Genomic DNA, 26733 nt, shown 5'->3' with positions numbered 1-26733 from the left:
ACAATGGGTAATTTCCTTACAAATCAGCAGATTGCATCCCTTGTGGAGGCTATACAATCGGCAGAAAACCATTCTACCGGAGAGATCCGGGTACATATTGATTCCAATACGCAGGATCATTATGCCAAGACGGCATTCGAAATTTTCAAAGAACTACGTATGGATAAAACCACAGACAGGAATGCCGTTCTTTTTCATGTCAACTTTGAACAAAAGTATCTCACCATCATTGGCGATGTCGGTATTCATGAGAAAGTACATCAAACCTTTTGGGATCATCTGCATGATTACATTACGTCAGAATTTGCCAAAGGAAATTATTACCAGGCTTTGAAAAGCGCTATCCTGGAAACAGGACTTGAACTTAAAAAACATTTTCCTGTAGAAGGAGAAAATCCAAACCAGCTCCCGAATGAAATTACGTTCTCTTAAAATAGTATTTTCATTTTTATTAGTGTGCTTTTACAGTCTTGTATCTGCACAGTATACCATTCCTGAAAAACCTGCGGTTTTATATCCCGTTTATGATCAGGCCGGTCTTCTTTCCCAGCAGGAAAAAGATGCACTGAATAATAAACTGATCAAATTTGCAGATTCCACCTCAACGGAAATTGAGGTAGTGATCATCCCTTCTACTAAAGGAGAAGATGTCAATTTCCTAGCCACTATGTTTGGGCAAAAATGGAAAATCGGTAAGAAAGGAGTGGATAATGGAGTTGTTTTCCTGATCGCTACAGAAGACAGGACTATGTCTATCCAGCAGGGAAGAGCTGTAGAACAATATCTGACAGCATCCGTTGCAGGACAAATCCTGGATTATATTGTTACCCCTCATTTCAAAAAAGGACAATGGTATGATGGGATCAATGGCGGAACCTCAGCCATTATGGAAGCCGTCCAGGGAAAATTCAAACCGGTGGCAACTACAACCCCTTCAGGGGATGGAAGTGCCTTAAAAGTACTGGTGATTGCATTTATAATCTTTATTATCATTGCTATTCTCTTCGGTAATAAAGGAGGAGGACGCGGTGGTGGAAATTATGATGACGATGATGATGTAATTATCTCCCGAAGAGGACGCAGAAATTATCCCGGAGGTTTCTTCCCGTTTCCCGGCAGCTTCGGAGGCGGAGGATTCGGCGGAGGTAGTTCCGGAGGCGGTTTCGGCGGATTTGGCGGAGGCGGAAGCTTTGGCGGAGGTGGTGCGTCCGGTGGATGGTAATCACAATAAAATTATAACAATACATAAACGGATCAGGTCTTTACGGCCTGATTTTTTATTTAAAAACTAAAATAAAACCCTTTCTTTGATTGATTTTTACCCAAAATCGATTTTTACATATTAAAAAATTAATAAATCAACACAAAACCCTACTTTTATACAATATTTTTTTACTATATTTACTGAAAACAGGATTATGAAGAAGACGCTAGTAGTATTTGCCCATCCCTATCTGGAGCACTCCAATTCGAATGTAGAGCTCATCAACTTTTATGTTCGGCATCAGCATTATACCCTGCGAGATCTTTATGAAGAATATCCTGATTTCCATATTGCCGCTTTCAGGGAACGGAAACGGCTTGCCCATTATGACCGTTTTATTTTTCAGTTTCCTTTAATCTGGTTCGGGATGCCTCCGTTACTCAGACTATGGATTGATGAGGTCTTTGACCGCGATTGGCTACAACCCGGAAAAGATAACCCGCTCGAAAATAAGGAAGTCTATATTCTGATAACTACCGGAGGAAAAGAAAGGTCTTTTACTAAAACAGGAACGTATCAATATACGATTGATGAACTGATCAGTGGATTAATTGTGTCTTTAAAAGTTTTCAAAGCCAACATCAAACACATCAAAATCGTTTACGAAGCCAATAAACTTTCTAAAAAAGAAATTATTTTACATAAAAAAGAGTTCTCAGAACTACTCAATCAATAAACCTATGGAGTCCAGCTTAGCAATGAACACATTAATTTTCTTAGGAGTAGCCATTATTATGGTTCCACTGGCCAGAAAATTAGGATTGAGCTCTGTGATTGGTTATATTTTAGGAGGAATTATTATTGGTCCTTATGTATTAAAACTCACAGGAAATAACGTAAATGACATTATGCATGCCAGCGAGTTTGGTGTGATTATGCTTTTATTCCTGGTAGGACTTGAGCTGGAACCCAAAAAGTTCTGGGACATGCGTAAAAAAATAATGGGGTTAGGGCTCACGCAGATGCTTCTTACCATCTCTTTATTATTTCTTGTTTTCATCAGTGTAGGATGGAGGATAGATAAAGCCATTGCTGTGGCTATGTGTTTTGCGTTATCTTCTACAGCAATTGTTCTGCAAACTTTACAAGAAAAGAACAACCTTAAAACAATAGCAGGAGAAGCCTCCTTCTCTACCCTGTTATTTCAGGATATTTCCGTAATCCCTATTTTAGCAATTTTACCGATTATTGCCAATTATAAAGCTAAGCATCATGATAATGAAATTCAGATCCTCATCCAGAAACTTCCGGAATGGCTTCAGGCAGGAACTGTAATTTTCGGGGTTGCATTATTGATTCTTTTAGGCAGATATGTATTTGTCCCTTTTCTACGGTATGTTTCAAAATCGGGAATGCAGGAATTATTAACAGCCTCTTCCCTGTTTCTGGTCATCGGAGTTTCTGAGCTCATGGTAGTCATTGGTCTTTCTCCTGCATTAGGAGCCTTTCTTGCCGGAGTAATGCTTGCCAACAGTGAATTCCGGCATGAGCTGGAAGCCCAGATTGATCCTTTTAAAGGACTTTTACTCGCCGTTTTTTTTGTGAGTGTAGGTTCAACCATCAATTTCAATATCATCCGGCAGGATCCGGTATTTATTTTCAGTACGGTATTCGCTGTAGTGATTGTAAAATTTTTGGTTCTGTACGTTATCGGGAAGTTTTTCAAAATGGACAATCCGCAAAGCCTGTTCTACGCATTTGCACTTTCGCAGGTAGGAGAATTTGCTTTTGTATTGATCAATTATGCTTCGGATCTTTATCTTTTAAATCCTGAACTGAATGCCCAGCTGATGGCTATCACAGCGATTACCATGTGCATAACGCCCGTTCTTCTCATTTTCAATGATAGGCTCATTACTCCAAAATTCATCAGGGAAGTGCCTGAAGAAGAGCATGATTTTAATATTCTTGACAGCGAGGTAAGCCAGAAAAAGATCATTATTGTAGGTTTCGGACATTTTGGAAGCACGGTAGGGCGGCTTTTAAAGGCTAATAAGATATCGGCAACAGTTCTGGACAGAGACTCAGACCGTGTGAAACTTCTGAGAAGTTATGGGTTTAAAGTATATTATGGGGATGCAACAAGAATTCCCATTTTAAGGGCAGCCGGAATTGAAGAGGCAGAAATTCTTGTTTTATGCCTTGATGATCCGGATGATAATATGTTCATTGCTGAACTGGTTCGGGAACATTACCCTGATGTGAAAATTTTTGTAAGGGCAAAAAACAGGATCGATGCCTATGAATACCTCAACAATGGAATTACCCATATTTACCGGGAAACATTGGGAACTGCCGTAGATATGGCGGTAGATGTTCTTCATGAAACGGGGATGCGAAAATATGCAGCAAGACGTTTGGGGCAGAGGTTTATGGCTATTGATAAAGCTTCCATCAGAAAACTGGCCAGAATAAAAGAAAATGATGATATCGCCTTATTTTCCACAAAAGAAATCCTCCAGCGGGAAGAGGAATTATTGGCCTATGATAACCTGACCTTTGATCATAAAAATTGGGAAGATTCCTCATCCACAGAAGATGAAGATGAGGAAGAGGAAAACCTCAGTTAAATTTATTGAATATTGACGCTTCCTCCGCTGTTTTCTTCCTTACTAACGGTTTTAAGCTCTCCTTTTCTGGCAATATCCACACTTCCCCCCGAAGAGGCACTTGCTTTGGCTGTAGTGGTTGCACTGATTTCTATACTCGCTCCACTGGATGCATCGGCTTCTACATTATCTGCAATTACTTGTTGAGCTGAAACACTGCTTCCGGAAGAAGAGTTGATGTCAGCATGTTTAGCTTTCCCTGAAATACTGATACTTGATCCTGATGAAGTTTCAATATCAAGATTTACAGCCCATATTTTACCGGTAAAATTACTGCTGCTGTCTGCATTAATTCCCAGTTCATTGGCTTCAATGTCCCCGGAAATACTTCCTGCACTTGATACTTCAATATCTGTTTTATCCTGGGTAAATTTATCTTTCACTGTAATTTTTGCGGCAGAGTCCACACCGAGTTTCGTAAAATCTTTAGTATAAATTTTGGCTGTAACATTATTAATATTCATTACCCTGATCCCACGTTTATAATGAATATGCAGCTTTCCACCTTCATTATCTACAAGAACTTCATTGATAATACTTCGAGGAGCAGAAATCACTACCCTTTCTGTTTCGGATTTGATTACTTCTGCATCTATAGCTTGAGAAACCTGGATTTCATCAAAATTTCCGGTGAACTCTTTTTGCTCTATAGGCCCACTTTCTTTATTGACCACTTTCTCTACCCAATCACTTTTTTCCCTGTTTTTCTTCTCATGTCTTTCATTGCATGAGGCTAAAACCGCTAAGGCTGAAAAAATAAAAAGAGTCCTTGTTTTCATGTTTATTTTCTTTTATCTATTATTATTAATAACAACTAAATTATGAAAAATATTACATCTCTTTTGGATAAAATTATTATTATTTCATCTGTGCTGGAAATAGATAATCTTTACATCAAGAAGAAAGCTGGAAGATATTAAATGTTTGAAAACAATAGTTTAACCCTATTGATGTTTCCGGCCTGCGATAACTGTCAGGAGTTATTTTCTGCCACTCTCTTCTTGTTAATACAAAATACCTGACATTCAATAATTTAAACTAAAGCATAGGAATCTGATGGTATAATGCTTGCACTATACACCCTACACCACAAAAAATATTATTATGATTTCATCAAAAATCCATGCCGTCCTTGACTACCTTATGGGCGCGCTACTCATAGCCATTCCCTGGCTGTTAGGGTTTGCAGATCACAGTGCTGCAACAGTTTTGCCGGTTATATTGGGGGTTTCGACTATTATTTACAGTCTGCTCACAGATTATGAATATGCTATAGCTCCTGCGTTTTCCTTTCAAGGACATTTGCTCCTCGACCTTATGTCAGCGGCTCTTTTATTGATTTCACCATGGTTATTTGGTTTTAATGAGACAATATACTGGCCCCATTTCATTCTGGGCGCCTTTGAAATTGTAATTGTTCTCCTTACTACCAAAACGCCTCCTGATACAAAGTTTACCATCAGAAGCACTTAGAAGAACGGAGGCTTGAGAAAACTAAAATTTTCAGCTTCCTTCTTTCTTAAAACATAAGTTATGGTTACAATTTTACTTGTTTAAAAAAGTCTATTGGTTTTCGGTAAATACATTACTCAAAAATGGGCGCTATAAAGTAAGTTTTTAATATCTTTATGCTTTACTAACAACTATATTTATGAAGAATATTTCATCGGTATTATTAATTTCTGCTTTGGCATTCAACCAATCTTGTACTACAATGAAACAAACCGATATTCAACAGGAACTTCCTGCACCCGATCCGGCCTTATCTTCCAATCCGTTTATGAAGAAAAGTAAACTTCAGTACGAAGCTCCGGAATTTGATAAAATTAAAAACGAGCACTTCAAACCGGCTTTTGATTTCGGTTTAAAGCAACATGAAGCTGAGATCATCAAAATTGCCAACAATCCTGCTGCTCCTACTTTTGAGAATACAATTGTTGCATTGGAAAGAAGTGGTGAAGTATTGAGAAGAGCACAAATTGTATTTTCCAACTTGACCAGCGCAAATACCAACCCTACTTTACAGGCTCTGGATGAAGAGTATGCTCCTATTTTTGCAGCCCATTCCGATAAAATGTACCTGAATGAAAACCTTTATAAAAGAATACAATCCATTAAAGAAGATGGACTGGATCCTGAGAGCAAAAGATTAGTTCAATATTATAAACAAAATTTTGAAATTGCCGGTGCTAATCTTTCTGCCGCTGATAAGGAAAAGTTAAAACAAATCAATCAGGAACTGGCTTCTCTTTCTACCCAATATGCCAATAAATTATTGGAAGCCAGAAAACAGGGAGGGGTATTCTTTACTGATGCCAAAGAACTGGATGGGCTTTCAGCTGATGAAATTGCCGCAGCTGCAGCCGATGCTAAAACGGCAGGACAGCCTGGTAAATATCTTCTTGCATTACAGAATACCACTCAACAGCCCCTTTTGCAAAACTTAAAAAACAGAGCTACCAGAGAGAAATTATTTAAGGCTTCCTGGGGAAGGGCTGAAAAAGGTGATGCTAATGATACCAGAGAAACCATTGAGAAACTGGCGAAGCTCAGATTGAAAAAAGCTCAGATCTTAGGCAAAAAGAATTTCGCAGAATGGAAACTTCAGGATCAAATGGCCAAAACGCCTGATGCTGCTATAAAACTTATGAACCAAATCGCGACTCCTGCTGTAGAAACGGCAAGACGCGAAGCAAAAGACATCCAGGATTTAATTGACCAACAAAAAGGAGGCTTTAAAGTAGAGCCCTGGGACTGGAACTTCTACGCTGAACAAGTGAGAAAAGCAAAATATGATCTTGATGAAAACCAGATCAAACCTTATTTTGAAATTACAACCGTTTTGGAAAAAGGTGTTTTCTTCGCTGCTGAAAAGTTCTACGGGCTGACTTTCAAAAAGAGAACAGATCTTCCTGTTTATCATCCTGATGTAGTTACATATGAAGTTTTCGATCATGACGGAAAATCCATCGCAATTTATTATCTGGATTTCTACACAAGGGATTCTAAAAACGGAGGGGCATGGATGAGTAATTTTGTTGAACAATCTTATTTATTGGGAACAAAACCTGTAATCGTGAACTGCTACAATTATCAGAAACCAGCTCCGGGAAAACCTTCATTAATCAGTTATGACGATGTTTCAACGATCTTCCATGAGTTCGGTCACTCTATCCACGGAATGTTTGCAAGCCAGAAATATCCTTCCCTTTCCGGAACCAATGTACCGCGAGACTTTGTGGAATTTCCATCACAGATTAATGAGCACTGGGCTTTGGATCCTGTTGTTTTAAAGAATTATGCTGTTCATTATGAAACGAAACAACCTATTCCGCAAGCTTTAGTAGAAAAGATCAAAAAAGCAGCTACCTTCAACCAAGGATATATGACTACTGAATTGGTTTCTGCTGCTGCACTGGATATGGATTGGCATACGGTAAACGACGAAAAACAATTTATTCCTGTTTTAGATTTTGAAAAGCAATCCTTAGCCAACCATGGCTTTAATCTGGCAACGGTACCTCCAAGATATCATACTCCTTATTTTGCCCATATTTGGGGAGGTGGATATTCAGCAGGATATTATGCCTATTTATGGTCTGAGACATTGGATAACGATGCATGGGAATGGATCAGCAAGAATGGTGGATTAACAAGAGAAAATGGCGACCGTTTCAGAAAATATATTCTTTCTGTAGGAAATTCTGTGGATCTTAATCAGGCCTTCAGAGATTTTACGGGACATGATCCGGATATCAAGCCTTTATTAAGAAACAGAGGTTTTATTAAATAAATCAATGGGAAGCATTCTTTAAGAGTGCTTCTTTTTATTTTCATGCAGATTGAGAAGATTATGCAAATTTTACCGCAAACATCTGCTTAATCGGCGGGAGATTATAAGTTTCGGCTAAAGCCATTCATTATTCCTTATTGATTGAACGGACTAAAGCCCGTTGCTATTGATATTTATTATATTTTTGTGGTTCGAAATTAAAATACAAAATATGGATTGTCCCTGTTGTTCAGGAAAACCCTACGAAGACTGCTGTAAACCTTATCACACCGGAGAAAAGCATGCTCCCACTGCTGAGGCATTGATGCGTTCCAGATTTTCTGCTTTCGCTATTCCGAATGGAGCATATTTAATGGAGACTACCCTTCCTGGGAAAAGGAAATATCACAATAAACAAGATCTTCAGGAATGGGGAGAAATCAACCAATGGACGAAGCTGGAGATTATCCGGACTCCGGCTTTAAACCATGTTGAATTTAAAGCTTATTATACAGATCAGGACGGTCAGCCGCAGATTCATCACGAATTTTCTGTCTTCCAGAAAATGCATGAACGTTGGTATTATGTTTCAGGAGAATTTTTAGATTAATCATATGAAGAAGAACATTATTATGTACACAATGCTGTTTCTGCTCTGTAGTTTTAGTTTTTTTAGAGCACAGACAGCGGAAGATAAAAAGCAGATCTCAACAGCAGTTACCGACATTTTAAAAGGATTTCAGAACAAAAACGGAGATCTTATGAATGCATATGTAAACAAAGCTTATGGAGTCGGGGTCCTTTTTAAAAGTGGTGGTGATCTGGGCTTTGTTTTGAATGAAGAGGTGGACTTCGATATGCCTTTAGGATATATTGAAAAAGCATGGAATATCAGGAATCAGTTTCCAATCCAATTTGGTGATGTTAGTGAATATGATTCAAAAAATAAGAAGTGGAAAAAAGAGGGTTTATTTGTTCAATTTAATTCCAATTCGGTTAATGATTATGTGGATAAATTCTCAGACGTATCTTCTATAAAGGACCAGGATATTTTTAAAATTAATTCTGATCCTGAAAATGTAGTTTTTGTAACGCTTGCTGAGAACAGTAAGGAAAATGCCCCCATCAATGGCTTCAGATTTGTTATGACCAGGATAGGAGCAAAATGGTACCTGACATTAATTGATGTGACGGAATATAACGCAGAATAATACTGAGTAGGAGTGAGAGCCACTCCGTCAATCATAAATTTAGCATATCCCAAAGCAGAGCAGATGAAATGCTGACTTGAATAGTCCTAAATAAAAAGACGCACTCTTTAAGTTTGCGTCTTTTTTATTTTGGCTAAAGCCAATGGAATTATTTGTTTATTTTTCACGGGCTAAAGCCCGTTCATTGATATTACAAATGATTATAAAAAATGTCCGAAAAAAACGGACATTCTATTTTTAGTGAGCATCTGTTCCATCAATTCCATGGGCATGACCATGTGATAATTCTTCTTCTGTTGCCGGGCGTGTATTCAGAACTTCCACCTGGAAATCTAAAACTTTACCAGCCATCGGGTGGTTAAGGTCTGCTACTACAACTTCAGGGGTAATTTCTACTACGAATGCCTGGAAATTATTTCCCTGATTGTCAGAAAGAGGTAAAATAGCTCCGACAGGCGGAAGCCCGGACTCTTTAAACATTTCAACCGGCAGCTGTGCAATGGCATCCGGCTGTCTTTCACCATAAGCTTCTTCAGGCTGAATGGTAAAAGCTGCTTTATCTCCAGCTTTCAAGCCAAGGATATTTTGTTCAAATTTTGGAATCATCATTCCCACACCGTACAAGAATGTAAGTGGATTTTCTGCTGTGGTTTCTTCTACAAGAACCTTACTCCCATCTGCTTCGATTGTGTGAAGGATGTATTTTACAGCTACAACGTGATTGTTTTCAATTGTCATATTTTTCTTTTTTTTCGTGAAGTTACTCACGATTAATAGCACAAATATACTGTTTTTGAATGATTTTTAGTTAGGTTGAAGGCCGGAAGAACTTTATTAAAGCTCATAAAGATAGCCCTATCTCTTTTTATACCTTAATAAAAGTCAATTTTATAAATTTTCATAAAACAGCCGCTCCGATCAAGCCAACAGTAACTTTTTCACCCTTATTTTTTATTTCTGGCTTCATTTCTCTTTTTCTGCCTTAGCACAAAGAGATATAAACTTTCAACTTTTGTTCTTGCCCAGGGTGTTTTTCTCAGAAATTTTAAGGAAGAGCTGATGCTGGGGTTATCTGTAAAACATTTGATGTTGATCTGCTCACCTAATTTCTCAAATCCTTCATAGTATTCTACCAGTTCTTCAAGAATAGCGTCGAGTCTTTTTCCATGTAAGGGATCTTTGGATTGCTGTTCCATTATTTTTTTTGTAAAATTAATTTATTAAAAGTTTATATGGAAATCCGTAATATCTCTTTCCTAATTGTTCTTACATTTGATGTATGAAAATTCTGCATACTGCCGACTGGCATTTAGGAAAAAGATTAGACCGCTTTTCCCGTCTGGAAGAGCAAATTCCGGTTATGGAAGAGATCATTAGCATTGCTGATGAAGAGCAGGTGGATCTTGTGATTGTCGCCGGAGATCTTTTCGATAATTTTAATCCAGGTGTAGAAGCCGTTGAGCTATTTTATAAAACACTGAAACGATTATCCCTTAGCGGTAAACGTCCCGTTATTGCTATTTCCGGAAATCACGACTCCCCGAATTTAATTAATGCTCCTGATCCCCTGGCACGGGAATGCGGAATTATTTTAATAGGACATCCCAAGGCAGAGATTGCTCCTTTTCAAACAGCTTTTTTTAGCATTAAGAATTCGGCAGCAGGCTTTATAGAGTTGGAGATCAAAAATGTAGGCTTTCCTGTAAGGATATTGCACACACCTTATGCCAATGAAATCCGTTTAAAGGAATATTTTGGTGAAAATAAAGAGGAGGAAATCAACAAAGTGTTGTCACAGACATGGAAAGAACTTGCAGACCGGTTCTGTGATACTTCCGGAGTGAATCTTCTGACAGCTCATTTGTATATGAACAAAAGAGGCGCCGAAATTTTGGAAGAACCGGAAGGTGAAAAACCTATCAAAATCGGGAATGCAGATTTGATTTATTCGGATAGTATTCCTAATCAGATTCAATATACGGCTTTAGGTCACCTGCATGGTTTTCAGAATATCGGAACAGCAGAAAAGCCTGTGGTGTATTCATCTTCTCCGCTATGCTATAGTTTTAGTGAATCAGGGCAGACAAAATATGTGTCTATTATTGATGCCCAACCTGAAAAACCTGTTTCCTATGAAAAAAAAGCTTTGAAAAGCGGAAGAGCTTTAGTCAGAAAAACTTTTACTACCATTGAAAATTGCGTTCAATGGCTGAGGGAAAATCCTGATACATTTATTGAGCTCACGTTAGAAAGTGAAACTTTCTTAACGGCTGATGAAAGAAGACTTATCTACCAGTCACATACCGGTATTGTCCATTTAATTCCCAGGGTGAAAAACAAAGAATGTACAGAACAGCAAAACCTGGAAATCAATTTAAACCAGAATATAGAAAGCCTGTTTAAGGATTATTTTAAATCTAAAAATGGCGGGCAGGAAGCCAATGATGATCTTATGAAATTGTTTAATGAAATTTTAAATGCCTAAGCTATGATTCCTATTCAACTTACTATTGAAGGTTTGTATTCTTACCAGGAACGTCAGAAAATTGATTTCAGAAATCTTACGGATGCAGGGTTATTTGGTATTTTCGGAGCTGTAGGTTCCGGAAAATCATCGGTACTTGAGGCTATTTCGTTTGCTTTATATGGGGAAACGGAGCGCCTGAACATGCGGGATAAAAGGGCATACAATATGATGAATTTAAAATCAAACAGTTCATATATAGAGTTTGATTTCATCAATTATGAGAATAAAATTTTCCGTGCTACAAGGGACTTCAGACGCCATGCAAAAAAATTTGAGGAGGTAAAACCTTATTCCGTCACTTTCTATGAGTATGCTGATAATAAATGGATTCCATTGGATCATTCGAATGCAGAGGCCATTATTGGGTTAAGCTATTCCAACTTCAAAAGAACTATTATTATTCCACAAGGTCAGTTTAAGGAATTCCTTGAACTGGGTGCTGCTGACCGAACTAATATGATGAAGGATATCTTTGGCCTGCAGCGTTATGATCTTCAGGATAATGTTTCCACATTAAGTGCCAGAAACAGGTCTGAACTTGATCAGCTTGAAGGCAGGTTGAAAGGTTTTGAAGAAATCAATGAGGAAAAGATTCAGCAACAAAGAGAGCTTTTAACAGATGAACAGAAAAAACTGGCACAAATCAATGAAAAGTTTGAACAAGTTTCCCATACTTACCAGCAACTGAAAAATCTGAAAACCGATTTTGAAAGTTTAAAACAAAACAGGGAAAATTTCCGTAAGCTCTCTGAACAGAAACCGGAAATGGATGCTTTGGAAATCCGGATTGAGCTATATGACCGTGTTTTCAGGGTTTTTAATCCTTTAATTGCTGAAAAAAACAAGCTTTCAAAAGAGATTATCCATAAACAAACTGAAAAGGAAAATCAGATTAAAATCCTTCAGGAAACAGAAAAAAACTTCAATACCATCACCCGGCAGCTTTCTGCTCTTGAACCCCAATTCAAAGCATTGGAGCAATCTAGGATACAGGAAAATGACCTGAGCCTTATTCTACAAATACTGAAGTTCTCGGCTGAGGTTGAAATCCTTAAGGACAGGACGCAAAAAGGCGCTGAAAAAGTAGCTGAAGTAGAAACCTCAAAGCAGACCATTGAAAAGAAAATTGCTGAACTCTCTAAACAGATTGAGACTTTAAAAGGTCAGAAACTCGATCCTGCTTTACTTTCAGAGATTGGGAACTGGTTTATGCAACAGAAAAATGTAAAGAAATCTCAGCAGGAGCAAAATGAAAAAGTTGAGAAGCTTCAAAAACAGATTACACATATTGCTGAGGAATTAAAACCTTTTGATTTCCGTGAAAGTTTTAAAGAGGATTTTAAAATTCAGCGGGAAATTCTGGAGACCAGGAAAAAAGAGTTTTCACAAAAGCTGGATCATTTAAAAATCCAAAAAGAGCTGTCCCGTTTTGCCAGCGAACTGCACGATGGAGATAATTGTCCACTCTGCGGATCCAAAGAACATCCCCATATTGTAGAATTTCATGATGTAAATACTGAGCTGAAAGAAATTCAGGATCAACTCAACACTGTGGAAAAAGAGATTATGACCACCCAGAAAAAGGAATCTGACATTGAAAAAATCCTGGACCGGAAAAAAATATTTGAGGATCAGCTTATTGCTGAGCAAAAAACATTAATACAGCTTCAGAAAGATATGCAAAATCATCTTCAACAATTCACCTGGAAACAGTTCAATCCTGATCGTGAGGATGAGTTTGAGAAAAAAAGAGCTGATTCTTTTGCTTTAGATAAAAAGATTGTGGAAATCGAACGGAATATTATCCTGGAACGCGAAACATGGGATAAAGAAACCAGGCTTTTAGAAAAATACAAAACGGCTCTTGAAACATTCAGGCTTGATGAGGTTACCAAGCAAGAGCAGATTAATATCAACCGCTCCAATCTTAAAATCCTGAATTGGACGGATTATGAGCAGAGGAATGTACCGGATGTTGAAGAAGTCTATCAGAAGCTGATACAATCTAATATTGAAACAGAGCAAAACTATCAGAAAGCTGCTGAACAGGAAAAAATTCTGGCCCCCAAACTGGCGGAACAAAAAGCTATTGCAGATCAGGCTGAAAAGCAAATTTCTGAACTTAGAAAAGAAATTTCTGACAATAAAGAAACGATTGATAAAGCCCTGACAGAGCAAAATTTCAAAGATCTTAAGGAAGTGGAAAACATTTTACTTCAGGAACTTAATATTGAGAATACAAAGGTACAGATTCAAAGGTTCAAAGTTGATTTTGAAACCCTGAAAAAAATTATTGAAGGGCTGGAATTAAAGCTTAAAGGTCTATCATTCGATGATGAGCAATTTTCTTTGACTGAGAAGCAGTTTAATGAAACTCAATATGAGTTGAAACAAACCAATGACTCGGTTGTTAAAATAAAAGCTGAAATAGAGCGGCTGGAAAGGGAATTTCATAAAAAAGGAGAGTTATTGCAACAGCTTGCAATCCTCCAAAAACGTGCTGACAATTTAAAACTGATGATGAACCTTTTTAAAGGAGCAGGTTTTGTACAATATGTATCCTCTATCTACTTAAGACAGCTATGTGATCATGCCAATGTACGTTTTCATAAAATGACCAGGAATCAACTGAGCCTTCAACTGAATGAAAATAATGATTTTGAAATCATCGATTACCTCAACGAAGGCAGAAGCAGAAGTGTGAAAACGCTTTCGGGGGGACAGGCTTTCCAGGTTTCACTGAGCCTTGCCTTAGCCTTAGCAGAAAGCGTCCAATCTAATGCTCAGGCTGATAAAAACTTCTTCTTTATTGATGAAGGTTTCGGAACACAGGATACAGAGTCTGTAAATATTGTATTTGAAACGCTCACCAACCTGATGAAGGAAAACAGGATCGTGGGAATTATCTCTCACGTGGAAGAGCTTAAAGAGAAGATTCCTACGGCACTCAACATTATTAAGGATGAAGAAAGAGGAAGCTTAATTCAGATTATTTGATTTTTAAACCAAAAAGTCACAAAAGTTTATTTTAAAACACTTGAGTTCACTTAAGTAAGCTCACAATTGCTCTGCATAAAAAGTGTATATTAACTGAAAATCAATGATTTTCATAAAACTTAAGTAAACTTCCTATACGCAAAGTATGTGACTTAAAAATAACTAAAGTGTTTAAAAACTTTTGTGACCTTTGGGTTAATTAATAAAAGTTATACCGGTTAGATCACAAGCCCTGTATTGCAGGCTTAACATCTTTTCCGAATAATTCAATTGATTTCAGGGTAATATCATGAGCAGGATCTCCGATATCCATATGTCCGATAAATCTTGTAATTCCGAAAAGTTCTTTCATATAAGCAATTTTATCTGCTACCTCAGCCGGGCTCCCAATAAATAAAGCTCCATCCTTACTTCTTCCTCCATCATATTGCATTTTGGTATAAGGCGCCCAACCTCTGGAAGCACCTACTCTATCCATCTGGGATTTGTAGTTATGGAAGTAACCGTCTACTACATTTTGGTCATCACTTACAAAAGTATGTGAGTGGATCGCAATCTGCATAGTTGCCCTATCATGTCCTGCTTTTTGATATTCCTGTTTATAAAATTCAATCAGGTTTTTAAACTGGATTGGCATTCCTCCAATGATGGCTACCACTAAAGGCATTCCCAATTGTGCAGCACTCAGAATAGATTGCGGAGTTCCTCCTACCGCTCTCCAGATCGGAAGTTTCCCATCATTTTTGGCTCTCGGATACACGGTCTGATTTTGCATGGGTGCACGAAGTTTTCCGGACCATGTTACATTTTCTTCTGAATTGATTTTCAGTAACAGCTCCAGCTTTTCATCAAATAGTTCCTCATAGTCATTCAATGAATATCCATACAAAGGAAACGATTCGATAAAGCTTCCGCGGCCCACGAAGATTTCTGCCCTTCCGTCTGAAATCAAATCGAGCGTTGAAAAGTCTTCATATACTTTTACAGGCTCAGAAGAACTTAAAACCGTTACTCCACTTGCCAGCTTTATATTTTTTGTAATGCTTGCTGCTGCTGCCAATACCATCTCCGGAGAAGAAACGGCATAATCCGGACGGTGGTGCTCTCCCATCGCAAAAACATCAATACCCACCTCATCCATTAATTTTACCTGATCCAGTATTTCGTAAATTTTCGTTCCTGCATCTCTATATTTTCCGGTTGACTGATCAAAAGCCAGGTCCCCGAACATTCCTATTCCTAATTCCATATTGTTGATTTTAGTAGAACAAAATTACAGGAATAAAAAGTCAAAAACATTGATGTTTGATAAGATCGGAAAGTGTGATCCTAAATATAAATCTTTGGTTTACTTTAATGTTGGAATTTGCATGTTTTTTAAGGCGCAAAGATTTTCTTAAAGATAAAATTGAATGCTTATTGTTTCTCTCTGATTTACAGATTTGCAGACGTTGTGAAAAAAATCTGCTTAATCCCCCTGATCTGCGGGACCCATACCTCTCATTTAAAATTAATTTTACACTTTACGTTTTCCAATCTCATGCAAATAAAAAATCCAGCCGATATGACTGGATTCTATTATTATTTTTTCAGGTATAAATCAAAATAATCTGTTATTTTCTGCATCAGGTGAACCCTGTCTTTTCCAATTACATTATGCGGATGGCCCGGATAAGCAAAATAATCTAACTGAACACCATTATCCACTGCTGCTTTGATGAATTTAATGGAATGCTGCCATACCACAACATCATCCTGTGCTCCGTGGATCATCAATAGTTTTCCTTTCAGATTCTGAACTTTATCCAAAAGATTAGCCGTTGCATATCCTTGTGGATTTTCCTGTGGGGTATCCATATATCTTTCTCCGTACATGATTTCGTACATACTCCAGTCGATTACCGGTCCACCAGCAACTCCTACTTTGAAAACATCCGTTTTACGAAGCATAAAACTTGTGGTCATAAAACCTCCGAAACTCCATCCGTGAATTCCCATTCTTTCTGCATCCACATAAGGAAGAGACTTCAGATAATCTACTCCTTTCATCTGGTCATTCATTTCTGTGGTCCCCAGATTTCTGAAAACAGCCTGCTCAAATTTCATTCCACGGTTGGCAGAACCTCTTCCATCCATTGTAAAGATGATATAGCCATTCTGGGCCATATATTCATACCAGAGGTTTCCTGATGCCGGGAAAGTATTGGTAATCAGCTGTAAGTGAGGCCCATTATATAAATAGACAATTGCCGGATATTTTTTGTTCGGATCAAAATGAGTCGGAAGGATGATCTTTCCGTATAAAGGAGTTCCGTCGTCTGCTTTTAATTCTACGTTTTTAATCTCCGGTCTCTGGTAATTCTTTAACGGATTTTCAGCAGTAAGAATATTGGTGGATTTTAAATTGGCAGTATTAATGATATTGGCAACTCTTGGAGTATTTGCATTACTGTAGGCATCATAAATATAATTTCCGTCACTGCTTAAAACTCCGGTATGCATTCCTTCTCCGCTATCCAGCCTTTGCATTTTGAAATTGGTCCAGTTGATTTTATACAAATGTCTTTCCAGAGGTGTTTCTTTGGTAGAAGTGAAATAGATTTCTTTTTTCTTTTCGTTGAAACCTAAAATATCTGTCACCAGCCAGTCTCCTTTGGTAATTTGGGCAATAAGTCCTTTTTCCAGGCTGTAGTGGAATAAGTGATTGTATCCTGTTCTTTGGCTTTGCCAGATAAAATCGGTATTGGAATTCGGGAAGAACGTAAGCGGATGTTGCGGTTCAACATATTTACTGTCTTTTTCCTCAAATAAAGTTTTTACCAATTCTCCGGTAACGGCATCGTACTGATTCATCTTCATATGATTCTGCCCTCTGTTGAGTACCCCTACAAAGATATATTTTGAATCCGGGCTCCAGGTAACTGCCGTTAAATACTGGTCTTTTTCACCTTCAATTTTCAGGAACGTTGTTGATTGGCTTTTAATATTGAAAACTCCCAAGGTCACCTGATGAGAAGTCTGGCCTGCCATCGGATATTTGATATTGTGATTTACCGCAGGTGTCACAGACCAGTCGATGATAGGGTAGTCTGCCACCATACTCTGATCCATTTTATAAAATGCTACACTTTCTGAATTGGGAGCGGGAAAAATTCCAGTATCAATTCCGAATTCATTCCTGTGAACAGCCTGACCGCTGATAATATTCTCATTTGTTTCAGTCGTAACTGCGATTGTTTTCCCGTTTTTATTAACAAACAGGTTATTCTTTACGGTAAAGGCAAAGGTTTGACCGTCTCCAAACATTTTGATATTGGAAGCGTCTTTATCTATTGCCACCTGATCTTTCACTTTCCATTCGTTTCCTGATTTTTCAATCCAGAACATTGTATCTCCTGTGTTGAAATATCCTGAGTTTCCTGAAAATTTAATTTGCGGAACCGCCTTTAGTTTATCATGGGCAAAGTGTCTGTTGAGCTGTGTCAAAGATATCAGTGTATCCTGTTTATTGGTTTTCATATCTGTAACCAAGTATCCGCCTTTTACTGCCTGGATATAAGACTTTCCATCTGCAGACCATGAAAATTGAGAAATATTTTTCACGGCAAGATTCGTTCTCATTCCGTTTACAGCTTCCGCCATTGTAAATTTTTGTGTCTGGGCAAAAGCTGAACTTCCCAGAACCAGCATTAATAAAGAAAATTTATATAATTTCATTGCATAAAATTGAATCCATCAAAAATAAGAAATAAAAACTATCCGTTAAGAAATGTTAAAATAAAACATTCATAAAATGTAATTAACGAATTGATTGAAATAATTTCTTAACTTAATTGTAGTTTTTTTGGCAGAAGTACCGGTTAAGTTACTCCCCATCCGTTCCTAGCAATGCCGGATATTGTAATGAAGGTAAAGACCCTAGCCCTGATAGGAACGGTTACCCCGCAGCATGTTTAGCGTATACGAGGTTTGACGTGGGAGTGTTGGGCGCGAGGAGTATGAGTGGATAGCAGGAAAAGCTCCTAAAGTTCAAGATCCAAAGTAAAAAAAGAGGCTTCCATGCATTTCTTATCCTATATCAATGACTGGTATATGTGCTCTATCCTAAATTTGCATCATTAATAACAAACAAAAATATAACACAATGGCAACAAAATGGAACCTAGACCCAACGCATAGTGAAATTACTTTTAAAGTAAAACACATGATGATTTCTAATGTAAAAGGAAGTTTCAGAAATTTCACCGCTCAGATTGAATCTGAAGATGAGTTTTTCGCCAATGCAAAAACTACTGCTACGATCCAGACGGATTCTGTATTTACAAACAATACTGATAGAGATAACCACTTAAAGTCTGCTGAATTCTTCAATGCAGAGGTACATCCAACGATTACTTTTGAATCTCAGAATCTGAACAATGAGGTAGTAGGTAATCTTACTATTAACGGGATTACAAAACCGGTAAAATTAGATGTGGACTTCGGAGGAATCAACGTTGACCCATGGGGTAATACAAAAGCAGGTTTCTCTTTTGAAGGGAAAATCAGCAGAAAAGATTTCGGACTTAACTGGAATGCGGCTCTTGAGGCTGGTGGAGTAATGGTAAGTGATGAAGTAAAAATCGCTGGTGAATTACAGTTTGTAAAGCAATAATTTATACCCTATTTATTGAAAGGTTCAGGGATTTTTCTAAAACCTTGAACCTTTTGGCTTTTTAATACACCAGTTCTCCTAAGTTTTTGATAATCTTGTTTTCCACTTATGTGGGTTTATCTGTCCACATCATTTTAACATACTTACGTGAACTAAGGTGTTTTTTAAGATTTAATCTTTACTATTATGAATCTTAATGATCTTCAAAATATAAGCGACAGTTTCAAAAGTACGCAAAGAATGCCGGTGTTATTTCTCGGGCATGGCTCACCTATGAATGCTATTGAAGAAAATCAGTTTGTACAGGGTTTCCGGAAGGCAGCTACAGAAATCCCCAAGCCTAACGCTATTCTATGTATTTCTGCCCATTGGTATACGGAAGGAACTTTTGTAACAGCCATGGAAATGCCTAAAACCATCCATGATTTTTATGGCTTCCCAAAGGAATTATTCGATGTACAATATCCTGCACCGGGTAGCCCGGAACTGGCCAGGGAAACTGCTGAACTCCTCATACCTGCTGAAGTGGAGGAAGATCACAGCTGGGGACTTGATCACGGTGCATGGTCTGTCATCAAGCATATGTATCCTGAAGCGGATATCCCCGTGATTCAACTGAGCATTGATTATACAAAGCCTCCGAAATATCATTATGATCTGGCTAAAAGACTGAATAAACTCCGGGAAAAAGGGATACTGATTATCGGAAGCGGGAATATTGTTCACAATCTCCGTTTGATCGACTGGAAAAATATTAATACGGTAGGCGCCGGCTGGGATTGGGCAGTGGAAGCCCGAGAAAAAACCAACAACTGGCTTCTGGATGGGAATTTCCAGAATATCATCGACTATCGGAAACAGGGAACATTTTTGCAATATGCTGTTCCTACTCCTGATCATTACCTTCCACTACTCTATACTTTAGGATTGAAAGAACGATCTGAAGATTTAGCTTTATTCAATGATGAGCTTATTGGAGGATCATTGAGTATGACCAGTGTAAGGATTGGATAGATAGAAAGCCGGATGCTGAAAGAAGGAACTTATTAAAGTTAAAAAAAAGAATTTCCCCATTTATTAATGAGATTTCATCAAATGGCTGAAAAATTACACAGTTCATCACTTCCAGCTCATTCTTTCAGACCCAGCTTTGCTTATTTTCAGATTACTGTACAGCTTTTAAAACATTAATGTTTCCGTAACCGTAGCTGGAATTTACATTGGGATAGTAGGTAGCAGCCTGCCTCATTTTGTTAAGTACCTGTTCTCTTGTCCATGATGGATTTTTAGACCAGACTAAAGCTGCAATTCCGGCTGTTGCTGCTGTTGCTACTGAAGAGCCTCCCACATAATCTGCCTGTCCGTTGTAGTAGCTTAACACCGGAACGGTATTTCCTGAAGCCCGCTCCATCTGAAAGGTAAAGTCTATCTGGCTGCCGGAATGGCATACATTGCATTTCTGGTTGGAAGTATTTTCTTTTACTCCTGTTATAGCCTGGGTTTCCGGCATTGATGCAGGAAAAATCACTCCAACAAAATTGGTAAAGCTGGTAGAAGTTCCTCCTGCACAAAAAATAAGTTTTCCTTTGGAATAAGCATATTTTACACCGTCTTCAATTTTCCCTACAGAGAATATGTGCCCCATTGACATGGAAATAATCTTCACATTAGCATTGTTGCCTAATTCTGTGAAAGCTGTTTTTACAGCAGTCTGCTCACCGGAGGTTTCAAGAACAACATTTTCTGCGGCTCTGTAAGCGATTAAATTAGCATTATAAGCTACTCCTACAGGCAAGCCCACATTATTTCTGGGAGCTGCCATCACTGAAGCCATTTTTGTCCCGTGACCACATTGATCTGCTGACCCGTCTGAATTATATACCCCGAATTTACTGATTGTTCTTCCTGAAGAAGCACCATTATTAAAGCTTCCTCCCAGTAAGGTCTGTTCAGGGGAAACTCCTGTATCAATAAGACCAATAGTTACCCCCGTTCCTGTACTGTAGTTCCAGGCATCAGGAATGTTGTGTTTGGTGAAAGCCCATGGAATTTTTGCCCCCGGAGTGGTAGAAGTATAGTCTGCTGTATTTAAGGTTGAAGATGAAAAGCCACATCCTGATGAACCACTTCCTGAAGATTTTGCAGCTGTATTATATTGGGCTTCAAACTCAAAATAATGATAATCTGCCGGCTCCAGATATCGGATGGTTTTCATCTTCCGAAGTGCTGTAATGGTTTCTTCTTTTTCAATGACGACGTCCATTTGGTTAAGATAAGGATCTGAAAGAAGAAGAAAATTCCGCTCATCTTTTTCTTCATATTTTTTGATGACCGAAAGGATTTCACTTTCAATAGCTTCATTGTTGGGAGATTTGCTTCTGTCAAAATCATCTTTAGAGTCTCCAAATCCTATGGATACCATCATGTTTCCGCGGAAAACAGCACTCCATATAAAATGGTCTGATTCATTGCTCCAGTTAAAAGCACCGTTTGTTTTGATCGATTGATTGATCTTCTCATTAATTTGCCGTGCCGTCAACGGATCTTTCTGATTCATTTCAATTCTGGCACTTTCACCTTGAAGATCCTCCCTGTTACACGAATGTAAAGCAATAGATATTGCTAATAGGAATACAATTTTTTTCATATGTTATAATTTTGGTAAGGACCAATATAACACTTTAATGAGAATTATTTATTTTTTCAAAGTGAATTTTGCATTATATGAATATTAATAATGCTTCCATCATTAATCTTTCAAAACAAAAGCAATATTATAATACTTTTTCGTAACATACACTTTGATCAACTCCAATGTATTGCCCATAATTAGGAATCCTCTGAAATCCATTCTTCTGATAAACGGAAATAGCATTTTTCAGTTCCCGGGAGGTTTCCAAAACAGCTTTTTCAAATCCGAGTTCTTTAGCCCACTTTTCCAGTTCTGCCACTACAGCCGAAGCTAATCCTCTTTTTCTGAATTCAGGGTGGGTATACATTCTTTTGATTTCAACCGCATTTTCTGAAAGCGATTTAAAAGCTCCACATGCTGCGGGAACTTCATCTATATAAACAACAATACAATTTTTGATGGTATCTGTTTTATTAAATTGATCAAAGAAATCATGATTATCCCCATTATGCGAGGCCAGGGTAGCATCAAGATGCTTTACTAAATTTTGAAAGTCTTTATTGGTAGAATCAGTTCTATATATATTCATGCTTATTTAGATTTATTCTCTCGGATTTGGTTTAGTTTAAAATAAAAAGCTCCCTTTCGGAAGCTTCATTTATTTTCAGATTAGTTGACAACAAATTTTCTTTCATTGATTAATTCTGCAATAGCCAGCATATCTTTACCAATTAACCTGTCATCTTCAAGCTTGGCTACTTTAGAACGAAGGATGGCAAAGTTTTCTTCAATAATCTTGGAACACCTTGAAGGCCTTCTGAATTCAAGCCCTTGTGCGGCAAACATCAATTCAACAGATAGAATATTCACCAGATTTCCAAGAACCTGATTAAATTTTCTTCCGGAAATACTTCCCATAGACACATGGTCTTCCTGCCCCAGACTCGTAGGAATGGAGTCTGCCGATGCAGGAAAACATAACGTTTTATTTTCTGTTACTAATGCTGCTGAAGTATACTGAGGAATCATGAATCCTGAATTCAATCCTGAGCTTTCCGTTAATAATCTTGGAAGCCCGTATTTTCCTTCTAATAACAAATAACTTCTTCTGTCTGAAATATTACCTAATTCAGCCGCTGCCAATGTTGCATAATCCAAAGGTAAGGCCATCAATTGTCCGTGGAAGTTTCCTCCTGAGATAGACTCTTCGGCACTTAATACAATCGGGTTATCTGTTACAGAGTTTAATTCCGTTTCTGCCATATTCCTAAGGTGTTCGAAAGCATTTCTGCTGGCTCCATGTACTTGCGGCACACATCTCATGGAATAAGGGTCCTGTACTCTTTCGCAATCTTCATGGGCTTTCATATTTTCCGATCCTTTTAAGAACTTAAGCATTCTTGCGGCCACTTTTTTACTTCCTTCAAAAGGTCTGATCTCATGAAGCTCTTTTTTAAAAGGACTTGCAGAGCCTCTGTAAGCTTCGATACTCATTGCGGCAGTCATATCGGCAAGATCCAGCAGGTATTCGAATTTTTCGAGACCTTTGATTGCATGGGCAAGAATAAACTGTGTTCCGTTGATTAATCCTAAGCCTTCTTTTGGTCCTAAAGCTAATGGTTCAAGATTATGTTTTTCCAGAATTTCTTTTGTATCGAAAACCTGATCGCCTACCCAAACCTGGCCTAATCCCAGTAAAGGCAGTACCAAGTGCGCCAAAGGGGCAAGGTCACCTGAGGCCCCCACAGATCCCTGCTCCGGCACTACAGGAATAATATCTTTCTCAAGCATCAGGATCATTCTTTCGATAACCTCCAGGGAAACTCCGGAAAATCCTTTTGATAAAGCATGAACTTTAGCAATCATCATGATTTTTGACAATTCTTTATCAATAGGCTTTCCTACACCTACGGCATGAGAAATAATTAAGTTGTACTGTAATTGTGCTGTTTCATCAGCAGATATTTTAGTATCGCACAGTGGCCCGAAGCCTGTATTGATTCCGTACACACATCTGTCGGACTCTACTATTTGCTGTACATTTTTTTGAGATTGTAAGATTTGTTCTCTTGAAACTTTGCTAAGCTTGGCTTTATTAGGATTTTTACAGATTTCCAGAACATCATGGAAAGTAAAAACATCTACTCCGTATATCATTTCTAAAAAATTTCCTTAAAATTACGCATTTAACAATAATTGGAAAAACTAAATTTCAATCTTCAATATTTTTCTGAAAACAACTCATTTAATTTACTATTTTTACCGCTAAAATTAAAACAATAACATATGAAACTTAAATCTTTACTGCTTATGCTATGTCTGGCAGGTACTGCTACCTTCGCCCAGAAAATAAAATATTCCAAAGAAGATATCAAAAAGATGGAAACCTACTTGTTCAATGAAGGTTTTAATACTCCATCTCCTAAAAAAACATCAACCATCATTTTAAAAGACGGAACTACCTACAAAGGGTTCTGTAATAAAATCGAAACAAAAAAAGGGCAGATCTATGAAGTAGCGATCAAGGACAGTGTAACCAAAAAGAGCACTATTTTCAATGCGGATCAGATCAGTGAGATGTATGTGTATCCCAGCAATGCAGAAAAAATTGCAAAAGTTGCAAAGTATATGGGAAATATCAGAAATTTTGGTACGAAGAAGCTGACTAAAAATACCAATAATGATAGAATATATTTTGTAAACCAGACCGTTTCTTTAAAAAATAAAAAAGATGATAAGGAATTTCTGATGCAGGTGATCAATCCTGGTTTCGATGATATCATTTCAGTTTATCACGACCCAAGAGCCAAAGAAACTACCGGATTCTCCGTAATGGGCTCTCCACAACTTGGTGGCGGGGTTATCAAATCTTATTATGTAAAAAAAGGAAATAAGGTGATGTGGCTTCATAAGGATGATTTTGAAGATAACTATGACTTCCTTTTTGGAGATAATCAGGAATTCATGAAAAGGTATCCAAAAAATTCTGTAGAATGGGATTATTTCAGCTTTCTTGTGAACGAATATACTGCAATGACAAACGGATAAATAATTCAAACACATAAAAAAGAACCTGTAGAATCATCTGCAGGTTTTTCTTTTTTAAATATAGAAAGTTTCCTTAATTTTGTTATATGAATCCTTCTTTAGAATTACAGCTCAAAACTTTACCATCCGAACCCGGCGTTTATCGTTATTATGATAAAAACGATCAGCTACTGTATGTCGGGAAAGCTAAAAATCTAAAAAAGAGGGTTCTCTCCTATTTCAATAAAAACCTCTCAGGATACAGGATCAAAATCATGGTGGGAAAAATCCAGCGCCTGGAAACCACCATTGTAAACAGTGAATATGATGCTCTGCTATTAGAAAACAACCTGATTAAAGAACATCAGCCTTTTTATAATGTCATGCTGAAAGATGACAAAACTTATCCCTGGATTTGTATTAAGAATGAAGATTTCCCGAGAATTTTTCTGACCAGAAATGTAATCAAGGATGGCTCAGAATATTATGGGCCTTATGCGAAGGTACGTCCTGCTAAAATTTTATTGGATACCATCAAGCATATTTATAAACTCAGAACCTGTAATCTTAATCTTTCTCCGGCAAAAATAGCAGAAGGAAAATATAAAGTCTGCCTCGAATATCATATTAAAAACTGTGAAGGACCTTGTGAAGACCTTGAAAGTAAGGAAGAATATGATGAAAAAATAGATGCCATCCGGGGAATCATCAAAGGAGACTTCCGGAAGGCTAAAGATTATCTTGTAAACCAAATGATGAGGCTTGCGGCTAATCTCCAATTTGAAGAAGCTCAGATCATCAAAGAAAGACTGGACATCCTCGAAGATTACCAGGCAAAAAATACTGTGGTTAATCCCAATATTGATGATGTGGATGTCTTCGGAATGACCAGTGATGAAACAGCAGCTTATGTTAACTTCTTTAAAATAAGAAACGGGAACATCATTCAGAGTTTTACAACTGAGATTAAAAAAATTCTGGAAGAAACAGACGAGGATATTATGGAAGAAGCCCTGATTGAAATCCGGCAGAAATTCAGTTCGGATTCCAAAGAAGTATTGCTGCCGTTTCATCTTTCCGTGGAAATTCCCAATGTAAAACTAATTGTCCCTAAAGTAGGTGATAAAAAAAGGATTGTAGAACTTTCTGAAAAAAATGCCAAAGAGTATCGCCTGGAAAAACTGAAACAGGTACAGATTGTAGATCCGGAGAGACATACCAACAGGATTATGGCAGAAATGCAAAAACTTCTCAGAATGCCGGTGGAACCGAGACATATTGAAGGATTTGATAATTCCAATATTCAGGGAACCAACCCTGTTTCGGCTTGTGTGGTTTTTAAAGATGGCAGGCCAAGTAAGGCGGATTACAGAATTTTCCATCCTAAAACTGTGGAAGGTCCCAATGATTTTGCCACGATGGAAGAAGTTATCTACCGTCGCTACAAAAGGATGCTGGATGAAGGTGAAAGCCTTCCGCAACTGATTCTTATTGATGGGGGAAAAGGACAGCTATCTTCAGCGGTAAAAAGCTTAAGGCTGCTGGGTCTGTATGGAAAAATAACCATTGTAGGGATCGCTAAAAGACTTGAAGAGATTTTCTTTCCCGAGGATTCTATTCCTTTATATCTTGACAAAAAATCGGAAACTTTAAAAATTCTCCAAAGAGTAAGGGATGAAGCACACCGTTTTGGCGTAAAACATCATAGAACCCGGAGAAAAAATTCTACCATAAAATCCGAACTGGAGGAAATTCCTGGAGTGGGTGAAAAAACAATCGAATTACTTTTATCCAAACTGAAATCAGTAAAAAGAATTAAAGAATCCAGCCTTGAAACGCTGGAAGAGATGATTGGAAAAAGCAAAGCGAAAATTATCTGGGAATTTTTCAATGCGAATTAGTTTCCTTTTCTGTAAGAAAATTTTATGTTCATTATTACATCAAAATGAGACATAAATACTAAATATTCTTAAAACACATGAAAAATCCCACATGTAAACAATAAAAATTAAAATATTCGCCAAAAATAACAGCTATTTT

The 26733-nt window shown here is 37.7% G+C and carries 22 protein-coding genes; 14 read left to right on the top strand and 8 right to left on the bottom strand.

Annotated elements, in window-relative coordinates; genetic code table 11:
* Positions 1 to 3: 3 nt before the first annotated feature.
* The 4 genes from OK18_RS11230 (at position 4) to OK18_RS11215 (ending at position 3834) form a co-directional block, all read left to right on the top strand.
* The gene (locus tag OK18_RS11230) at positions 4 to 432 is read left to right on the top strand and encodes a TPM domain-containing protein (RefSeq protein WP_050019458.1); all 429 of its coding nucleotides are present in this window, start codon (positions 4 to 6) and stop codon (positions 430 to 432) included.
* Positions 413 to 1222, top strand: a complete 810-nt coding sequence (locus OK18_RS11225) for a TPM domain-containing protein (RefSeq protein ID WP_050019457.1) — start codon at positions 413 to 415, stop codon at positions 1220 to 1222. Before OK18_RS11230 ends, OK18_RS11225 begins: the two co-directional genes overlap by 20 nt.
* Positions 1223 to 1418: 196 nt before the next feature.
* Entirely contained in the window at positions 1419 to 1940 is a 522-nt protein-coding gene (locus OK18_RS11220; protein ID WP_050019456.1) for an NAD(P)H-dependent oxidoreductase, read from the top strand.
* A 4-nt stretch (positions 1941 to 1944) separates the two neighbouring features.
* Positions 1945 to 3834: a monovalent cation:proton antiporter-2 (CPA2) family protein gene (locus OK18_RS11215; RefSeq protein ID WP_053328043.1), complete on the top strand. Its 1890-nt coding sequence runs from the start codon at positions 1945 to 1947 to the stop codon at positions 3832 to 3834.
* Between the two features lie 2 nt (positions 3835 to 3836).
* Here OK18_RS11215 and OK18_RS11210 read toward each other — a convergent pair whose 3' ends face one another.
* Positions 3837 to 4652: a head GIN domain-containing protein gene (locus OK18_RS11210; protein WP_053328042.1), complete on the bottom strand. Its 816-nt coding sequence runs from the start codon at positions 4650 to 4652 to the stop codon at positions 3837 to 3839.
* Positions 4653 to 4977: 325 nt separating this feature from the next.
* Between OK18_RS11210 and OK18_RS11205 the strand changes: the two genes are divergently transcribed.
* From OK18_RS11205 to OK18_RS11190, 4 genes are all read left to right on the top strand, one after another.
* The gene (locus tag OK18_RS11205) at positions 4978 to 5346 is read left to right on the top strand and encodes an SPW repeat domain-containing protein (RefSeq protein ID WP_053328041.1); all 369 of its coding nucleotides are present in this window, start codon (positions 4978 to 4980) and stop codon (positions 5344 to 5346) included.
* A 178-nt stretch (positions 5347 to 5524) separates the two neighbouring features.
* Positions 5525 to 7666 (top strand): M3 family metallopeptidase, encoded by a 2142-nt coding sequence (locus tag OK18_RS11200; protein ID WP_053328040.1) that lies wholly within the window; start codon positions 5525 to 5527, stop codon positions 7664 to 7666.
* A gap of 211 nt (positions 7667 to 7877) precedes the next feature.
* Positions 7878 to 8255, top strand: coding sequence for a YchJ family protein (locus OK18_RS11195; RefSeq protein ID WP_053328039.1), 378 nt, complete (start codon positions 7878 to 7880; stop codon positions 8253 to 8255).
* A 4-nt stretch (positions 8256 to 8259) separates the two neighbouring features.
* A complete protein-coding gene (locus tag OK18_RS11190) occupies positions 8260 to 8856 on the top strand; it encodes a hypothetical protein (RefSeq protein WP_156173268.1) in 597 nt (198 codons plus the stop codon).
* Between the two features lie 237 nt (positions 8857 to 9093).
* Here the strand turns inward: OK18_RS11190 and OK18_RS11185 are convergent, their stop codons facing one another.
* Positions 9094 to 9594 (bottom strand): FKBP-type peptidyl-prolyl cis-trans isomerase, encoded by a 501-nt coding sequence (locus OK18_RS11185; protein WP_053329353.1) that lies wholly within the window; start codon positions 9592 to 9594, stop codon positions 9094 to 9096.
* A gap of 206 nt (positions 9595 to 9800) precedes the next feature.
* Positions 9801 to 10052: a VF530 family protein gene (locus OK18_RS11180; protein WP_050019451.1), complete on the bottom strand. Its 252-nt coding sequence runs from the start codon at positions 10050 to 10052 to the stop codon at positions 9801 to 9803.
* Between the two features lie 83 nt (positions 10053 to 10135).
* Here OK18_RS11180 and OK18_RS11175 point away from each other — a divergent pair, with 83 nt between their 5' ends.
* Both OK18_RS11175 and OK18_RS11170 read left to right on the top strand, forming a co-directional pair.
* Positions 10136 to 11341, top strand: coding sequence for a metallophosphoesterase family protein (locus OK18_RS11175; RefSeq protein ID WP_053328037.1), 1206 nt, complete (start codon positions 10136 to 10138; stop codon positions 11339 to 11341).
* Positions 11342 to 11344: 3 nt separating this feature from the next.
* A complete protein-coding gene (locus OK18_RS11170) occupies positions 11345 to 14380 on the top strand; it encodes an AAA family ATPase (protein WP_053328036.1) in 3036 nt (1011 codons plus the stop codon).
* A 223-nt stretch (positions 14381 to 14603) separates the two neighbouring features.
* On the opposite strand, the gene OK18_RS11165 is transcribed toward OK18_RS11170, so the two are convergent.
* Both OK18_RS11165 and OK18_RS11155 read right to left on the bottom strand, forming a co-directional pair.
* A complete protein-coding gene (locus tag OK18_RS11165; protein WP_053328035.1) occupies positions 14604 to 15629 on the bottom strand; it encodes an LLM class flavin-dependent oxidoreductase in 1026 nt (341 codons plus the stop codon).
* 332 nt (positions 15630 to 15961) lie between these two features.
* A complete protein-coding gene (locus tag OK18_RS11155; protein WP_053328033.1) occupies positions 15962 to 18097 on the bottom strand; it encodes a S9 family peptidase in 2136 nt (711 codons plus the stop codon).
* 427 nt (positions 18098 to 18524) lie between these two features.
* Here OK18_RS11155 and OK18_RS11150 point away from each other — a divergent pair, with 427 nt between their 5' ends.
* A complete protein-coding gene (locus OK18_RS11150; protein ID WP_050019445.1) occupies positions 18525 to 19034 on the top strand; it encodes a YceI family protein in 510 nt (169 codons plus the stop codon).
* Between the two features lie 186 nt (positions 19035 to 19220).
* The gene (gene ygiD, locus OK18_RS11145) at positions 19221 to 20048 is read left to right on the top strand and encodes a 4,5-DOPA-extradiol-dioxygenase (protein WP_053328032.1); all 828 of its coding nucleotides are present in this window, start codon (positions 19221 to 19223) and stop codon (positions 20046 to 20048) included.
* Positions 20049 to 20199: 151 nt separating this feature from the next.
* Here ygiD and OK18_RS11140 read toward each other — a convergent pair whose 3' ends face one another.
* From OK18_RS11140 to hutH, 3 genes are all read right to left on the bottom strand, one after another.
* Positions 20200 to 21681, bottom strand: a complete 1482-nt coding sequence (locus OK18_RS11140) for a S8 family peptidase (RefSeq protein WP_053328031.1) — start codon at positions 21679 to 21681, stop codon at positions 20200 to 20202.
* A 127-nt stretch (positions 21682 to 21808) separates the two neighbouring features.
* Positions 21809 to 22255, bottom strand: a complete 447-nt coding sequence (locus OK18_RS11135) for a GNAT family N-acetyltransferase (protein ID WP_053328030.1) — start codon at positions 22253 to 22255, stop codon at positions 21809 to 21811.
* An 80-nt stretch (positions 22256 to 22335) separates the two neighbouring features.
* A complete protein-coding gene (gene hutH / locus OK18_RS11130) occupies positions 22336 to 23823 on the bottom strand; it encodes a histidine ammonia-lyase (RefSeq protein WP_053328029.1) in 1488 nt (495 codons plus the stop codon).
* 129 nt (positions 23824 to 23952) lie between these two features.
* On the opposite strand from hutH, the gene OK18_RS11125 reads away from it, so the two are divergent.
* Both OK18_RS11125 and uvrC read left to right on the top strand, forming a co-directional pair.
* Complete coding sequence (locus tag OK18_RS11125) at positions 23953 to 24714, top strand: hypothetical protein (protein ID WP_050019441.1); 762 nt, start codon at positions 23953 to 23955, stop codon at positions 24712 to 24714.
* A gap of 86 nt (positions 24715 to 24800) precedes the next feature.
* Positions 24801 to 26594, top strand: a complete 1794-nt coding sequence (gene uvrC / locus OK18_RS11120) for an excinuclease ABC subunit UvrC (RefSeq protein ID WP_053328028.1) — start codon at positions 24801 to 24803, stop codon at positions 26592 to 26594.
* Positions 26595 to 26733: the final 139 nt, after the last annotated feature.

It is taken from the genome of Chryseobacterium gallinarum, from assembly GCF_001021975.1.
Taxonomy (GTDB): domain Bacteria; phylum Bacteroidota; class Bacteroidia; order Flavobacteriales; family Weeksellaceae; genus Chryseobacterium; species Chryseobacterium gallinarum.
Note: the sequence above shows the minus strand (reverse complement) of the source record. Positions and strands in the feature narration are given on the sequence as shown.

Bases quoted from the DNA above. Each gene is read 5' to 3' on its own strand.
- OK18_RS11230 (WP_050019458.1), top strand. From the start codon at position 4: ATGGGTAATTTCCTTACAAATCAGCAGATTGCATCCCTTGTGGAGGCT.
- OK18_RS11225 (WP_050019457.1), top strand. From the start codon at position 413: ATGAAATTACGTTCTCTTAAAATAGTATTTTCATTTTTATTAGTGTGC.
- OK18_RS11220 (WP_050019456.1), top strand. From the start codon at position 1,419: ATGAAGAAGACGCTAGTAGTATTTGCCCATCCCTATCTGGAGCACTCC.
- OK18_RS11215 (WP_053328043.1), top strand. From the start codon at position 1,945: ATGGAGTCCAGCTTAGCAATGAACACATTAATTTTCTTAGGAGTAGCC.
- OK18_RS11210 (WP_053328042.1), bottom strand. From the start codon at position 4,652: ATGAAAACAAGGACTCTTTTTATTTTTTCAGCCTTAGCGGTTTTAGCC.
- OK18_RS11205 (WP_053328041.1), top strand. From the start codon at position 4,978: ATGATTTCATCAAAAATCCATGCCGTCCTTGACTACCTTATGGGCGCG.
- OK18_RS11200 (WP_053328040.1), top strand. From the start codon at position 5,525: ATGAAGAATATTTCATCGGTATTATTAATTTCTGCTTTGGCATTCAAC.
- OK18_RS11195 (WP_053328039.1), top strand. From the start codon at position 7,878: ATGGATTGTCCCTGTTGTTCAGGAAAACCCTACGAAGACTGCTGTAAA.
- OK18_RS11190 (WP_156173268.1), top strand. From the start codon at position 8,260: ATGAAGAAGAACATTATTATGTACACAATGCTGTTTCTGCTCTGTAGT.
- OK18_RS11185 (WP_053329353.1), bottom strand. From the start codon at position 9,594: ATGACAATTGAAAACAATCACGTTGTAGCTGTAAAATACATCCTTCAC.
- OK18_RS11180 (WP_050019451.1), bottom strand. From the start codon at position 10,052: ATGGAACAGCAATCCAAAGATCCCTTACATGGAAAAAGACTCGACGCT.
- OK18_RS11175 (WP_053328037.1), top strand. From the start codon at position 10,136: ATGAAAATTCTGCATACTGCCGACTGGCATTTAGGAAAAAGATTAGAC.
- OK18_RS11170 (WP_053328036.1), top strand. From the start codon at position 11,345: ATGATTCCTATTCAACTTACTATTGAAGGTTTGTATTCTTACCAGGAA.
- OK18_RS11165 (WP_053328035.1), bottom strand. From the start codon at position 15,629: ATGGAATTAGGAATAGGAATGTTCGGGGACCTGGCTTTTGATCAGTCA.
- OK18_RS11155 (WP_053328033.1), bottom strand. From the start codon at position 18,097: ATGAAATTATATAAATTTTCTTTATTAATGCTGGTTCTGGGAAGTTCA.
- OK18_RS11150 (WP_050019445.1), top strand. From the start codon at position 18,525: ATGGCAACAAAATGGAACCTAGACCCAACGCATAGTGAAATTACTTTT.
- ygiD (WP_053328032.1), top strand. From the start codon at position 19,221: ATGAATCTTAATGATCTTCAAAATATAAGCGACAGTTTCAAAAGTACG.
- OK18_RS11140 (WP_053328031.1), bottom strand. From the start codon at position 21,681: ATGAAAAAAATTGTATTCCTATTAGCAATATCTATTGCTTTACATTCG.
- OK18_RS11135 (WP_053328030.1), bottom strand. From the start codon at position 22,255: ATGAATATATATAGAACTGATTCTACCAATAAAGACTTTCAAAATTTA.
- hutH (WP_053328029.1), bottom strand. From the start codon at position 23,823: ATGATATACGGAGTAGATGTTTTTACTTTCCATGATGTTCTGGAAATC.
- OK18_RS11125 (WP_050019441.1), top strand. From the start codon at position 23,953: ATGAAACTTAAATCTTTACTGCTTATGCTATGTCTGGCAGGTACTGCT.
- uvrC (WP_053328028.1), top strand. From the start codon at position 24,801: ATGAATCCTTCTTTAGAATTACAGCTCAAAACTTTACCATCCGAACCC.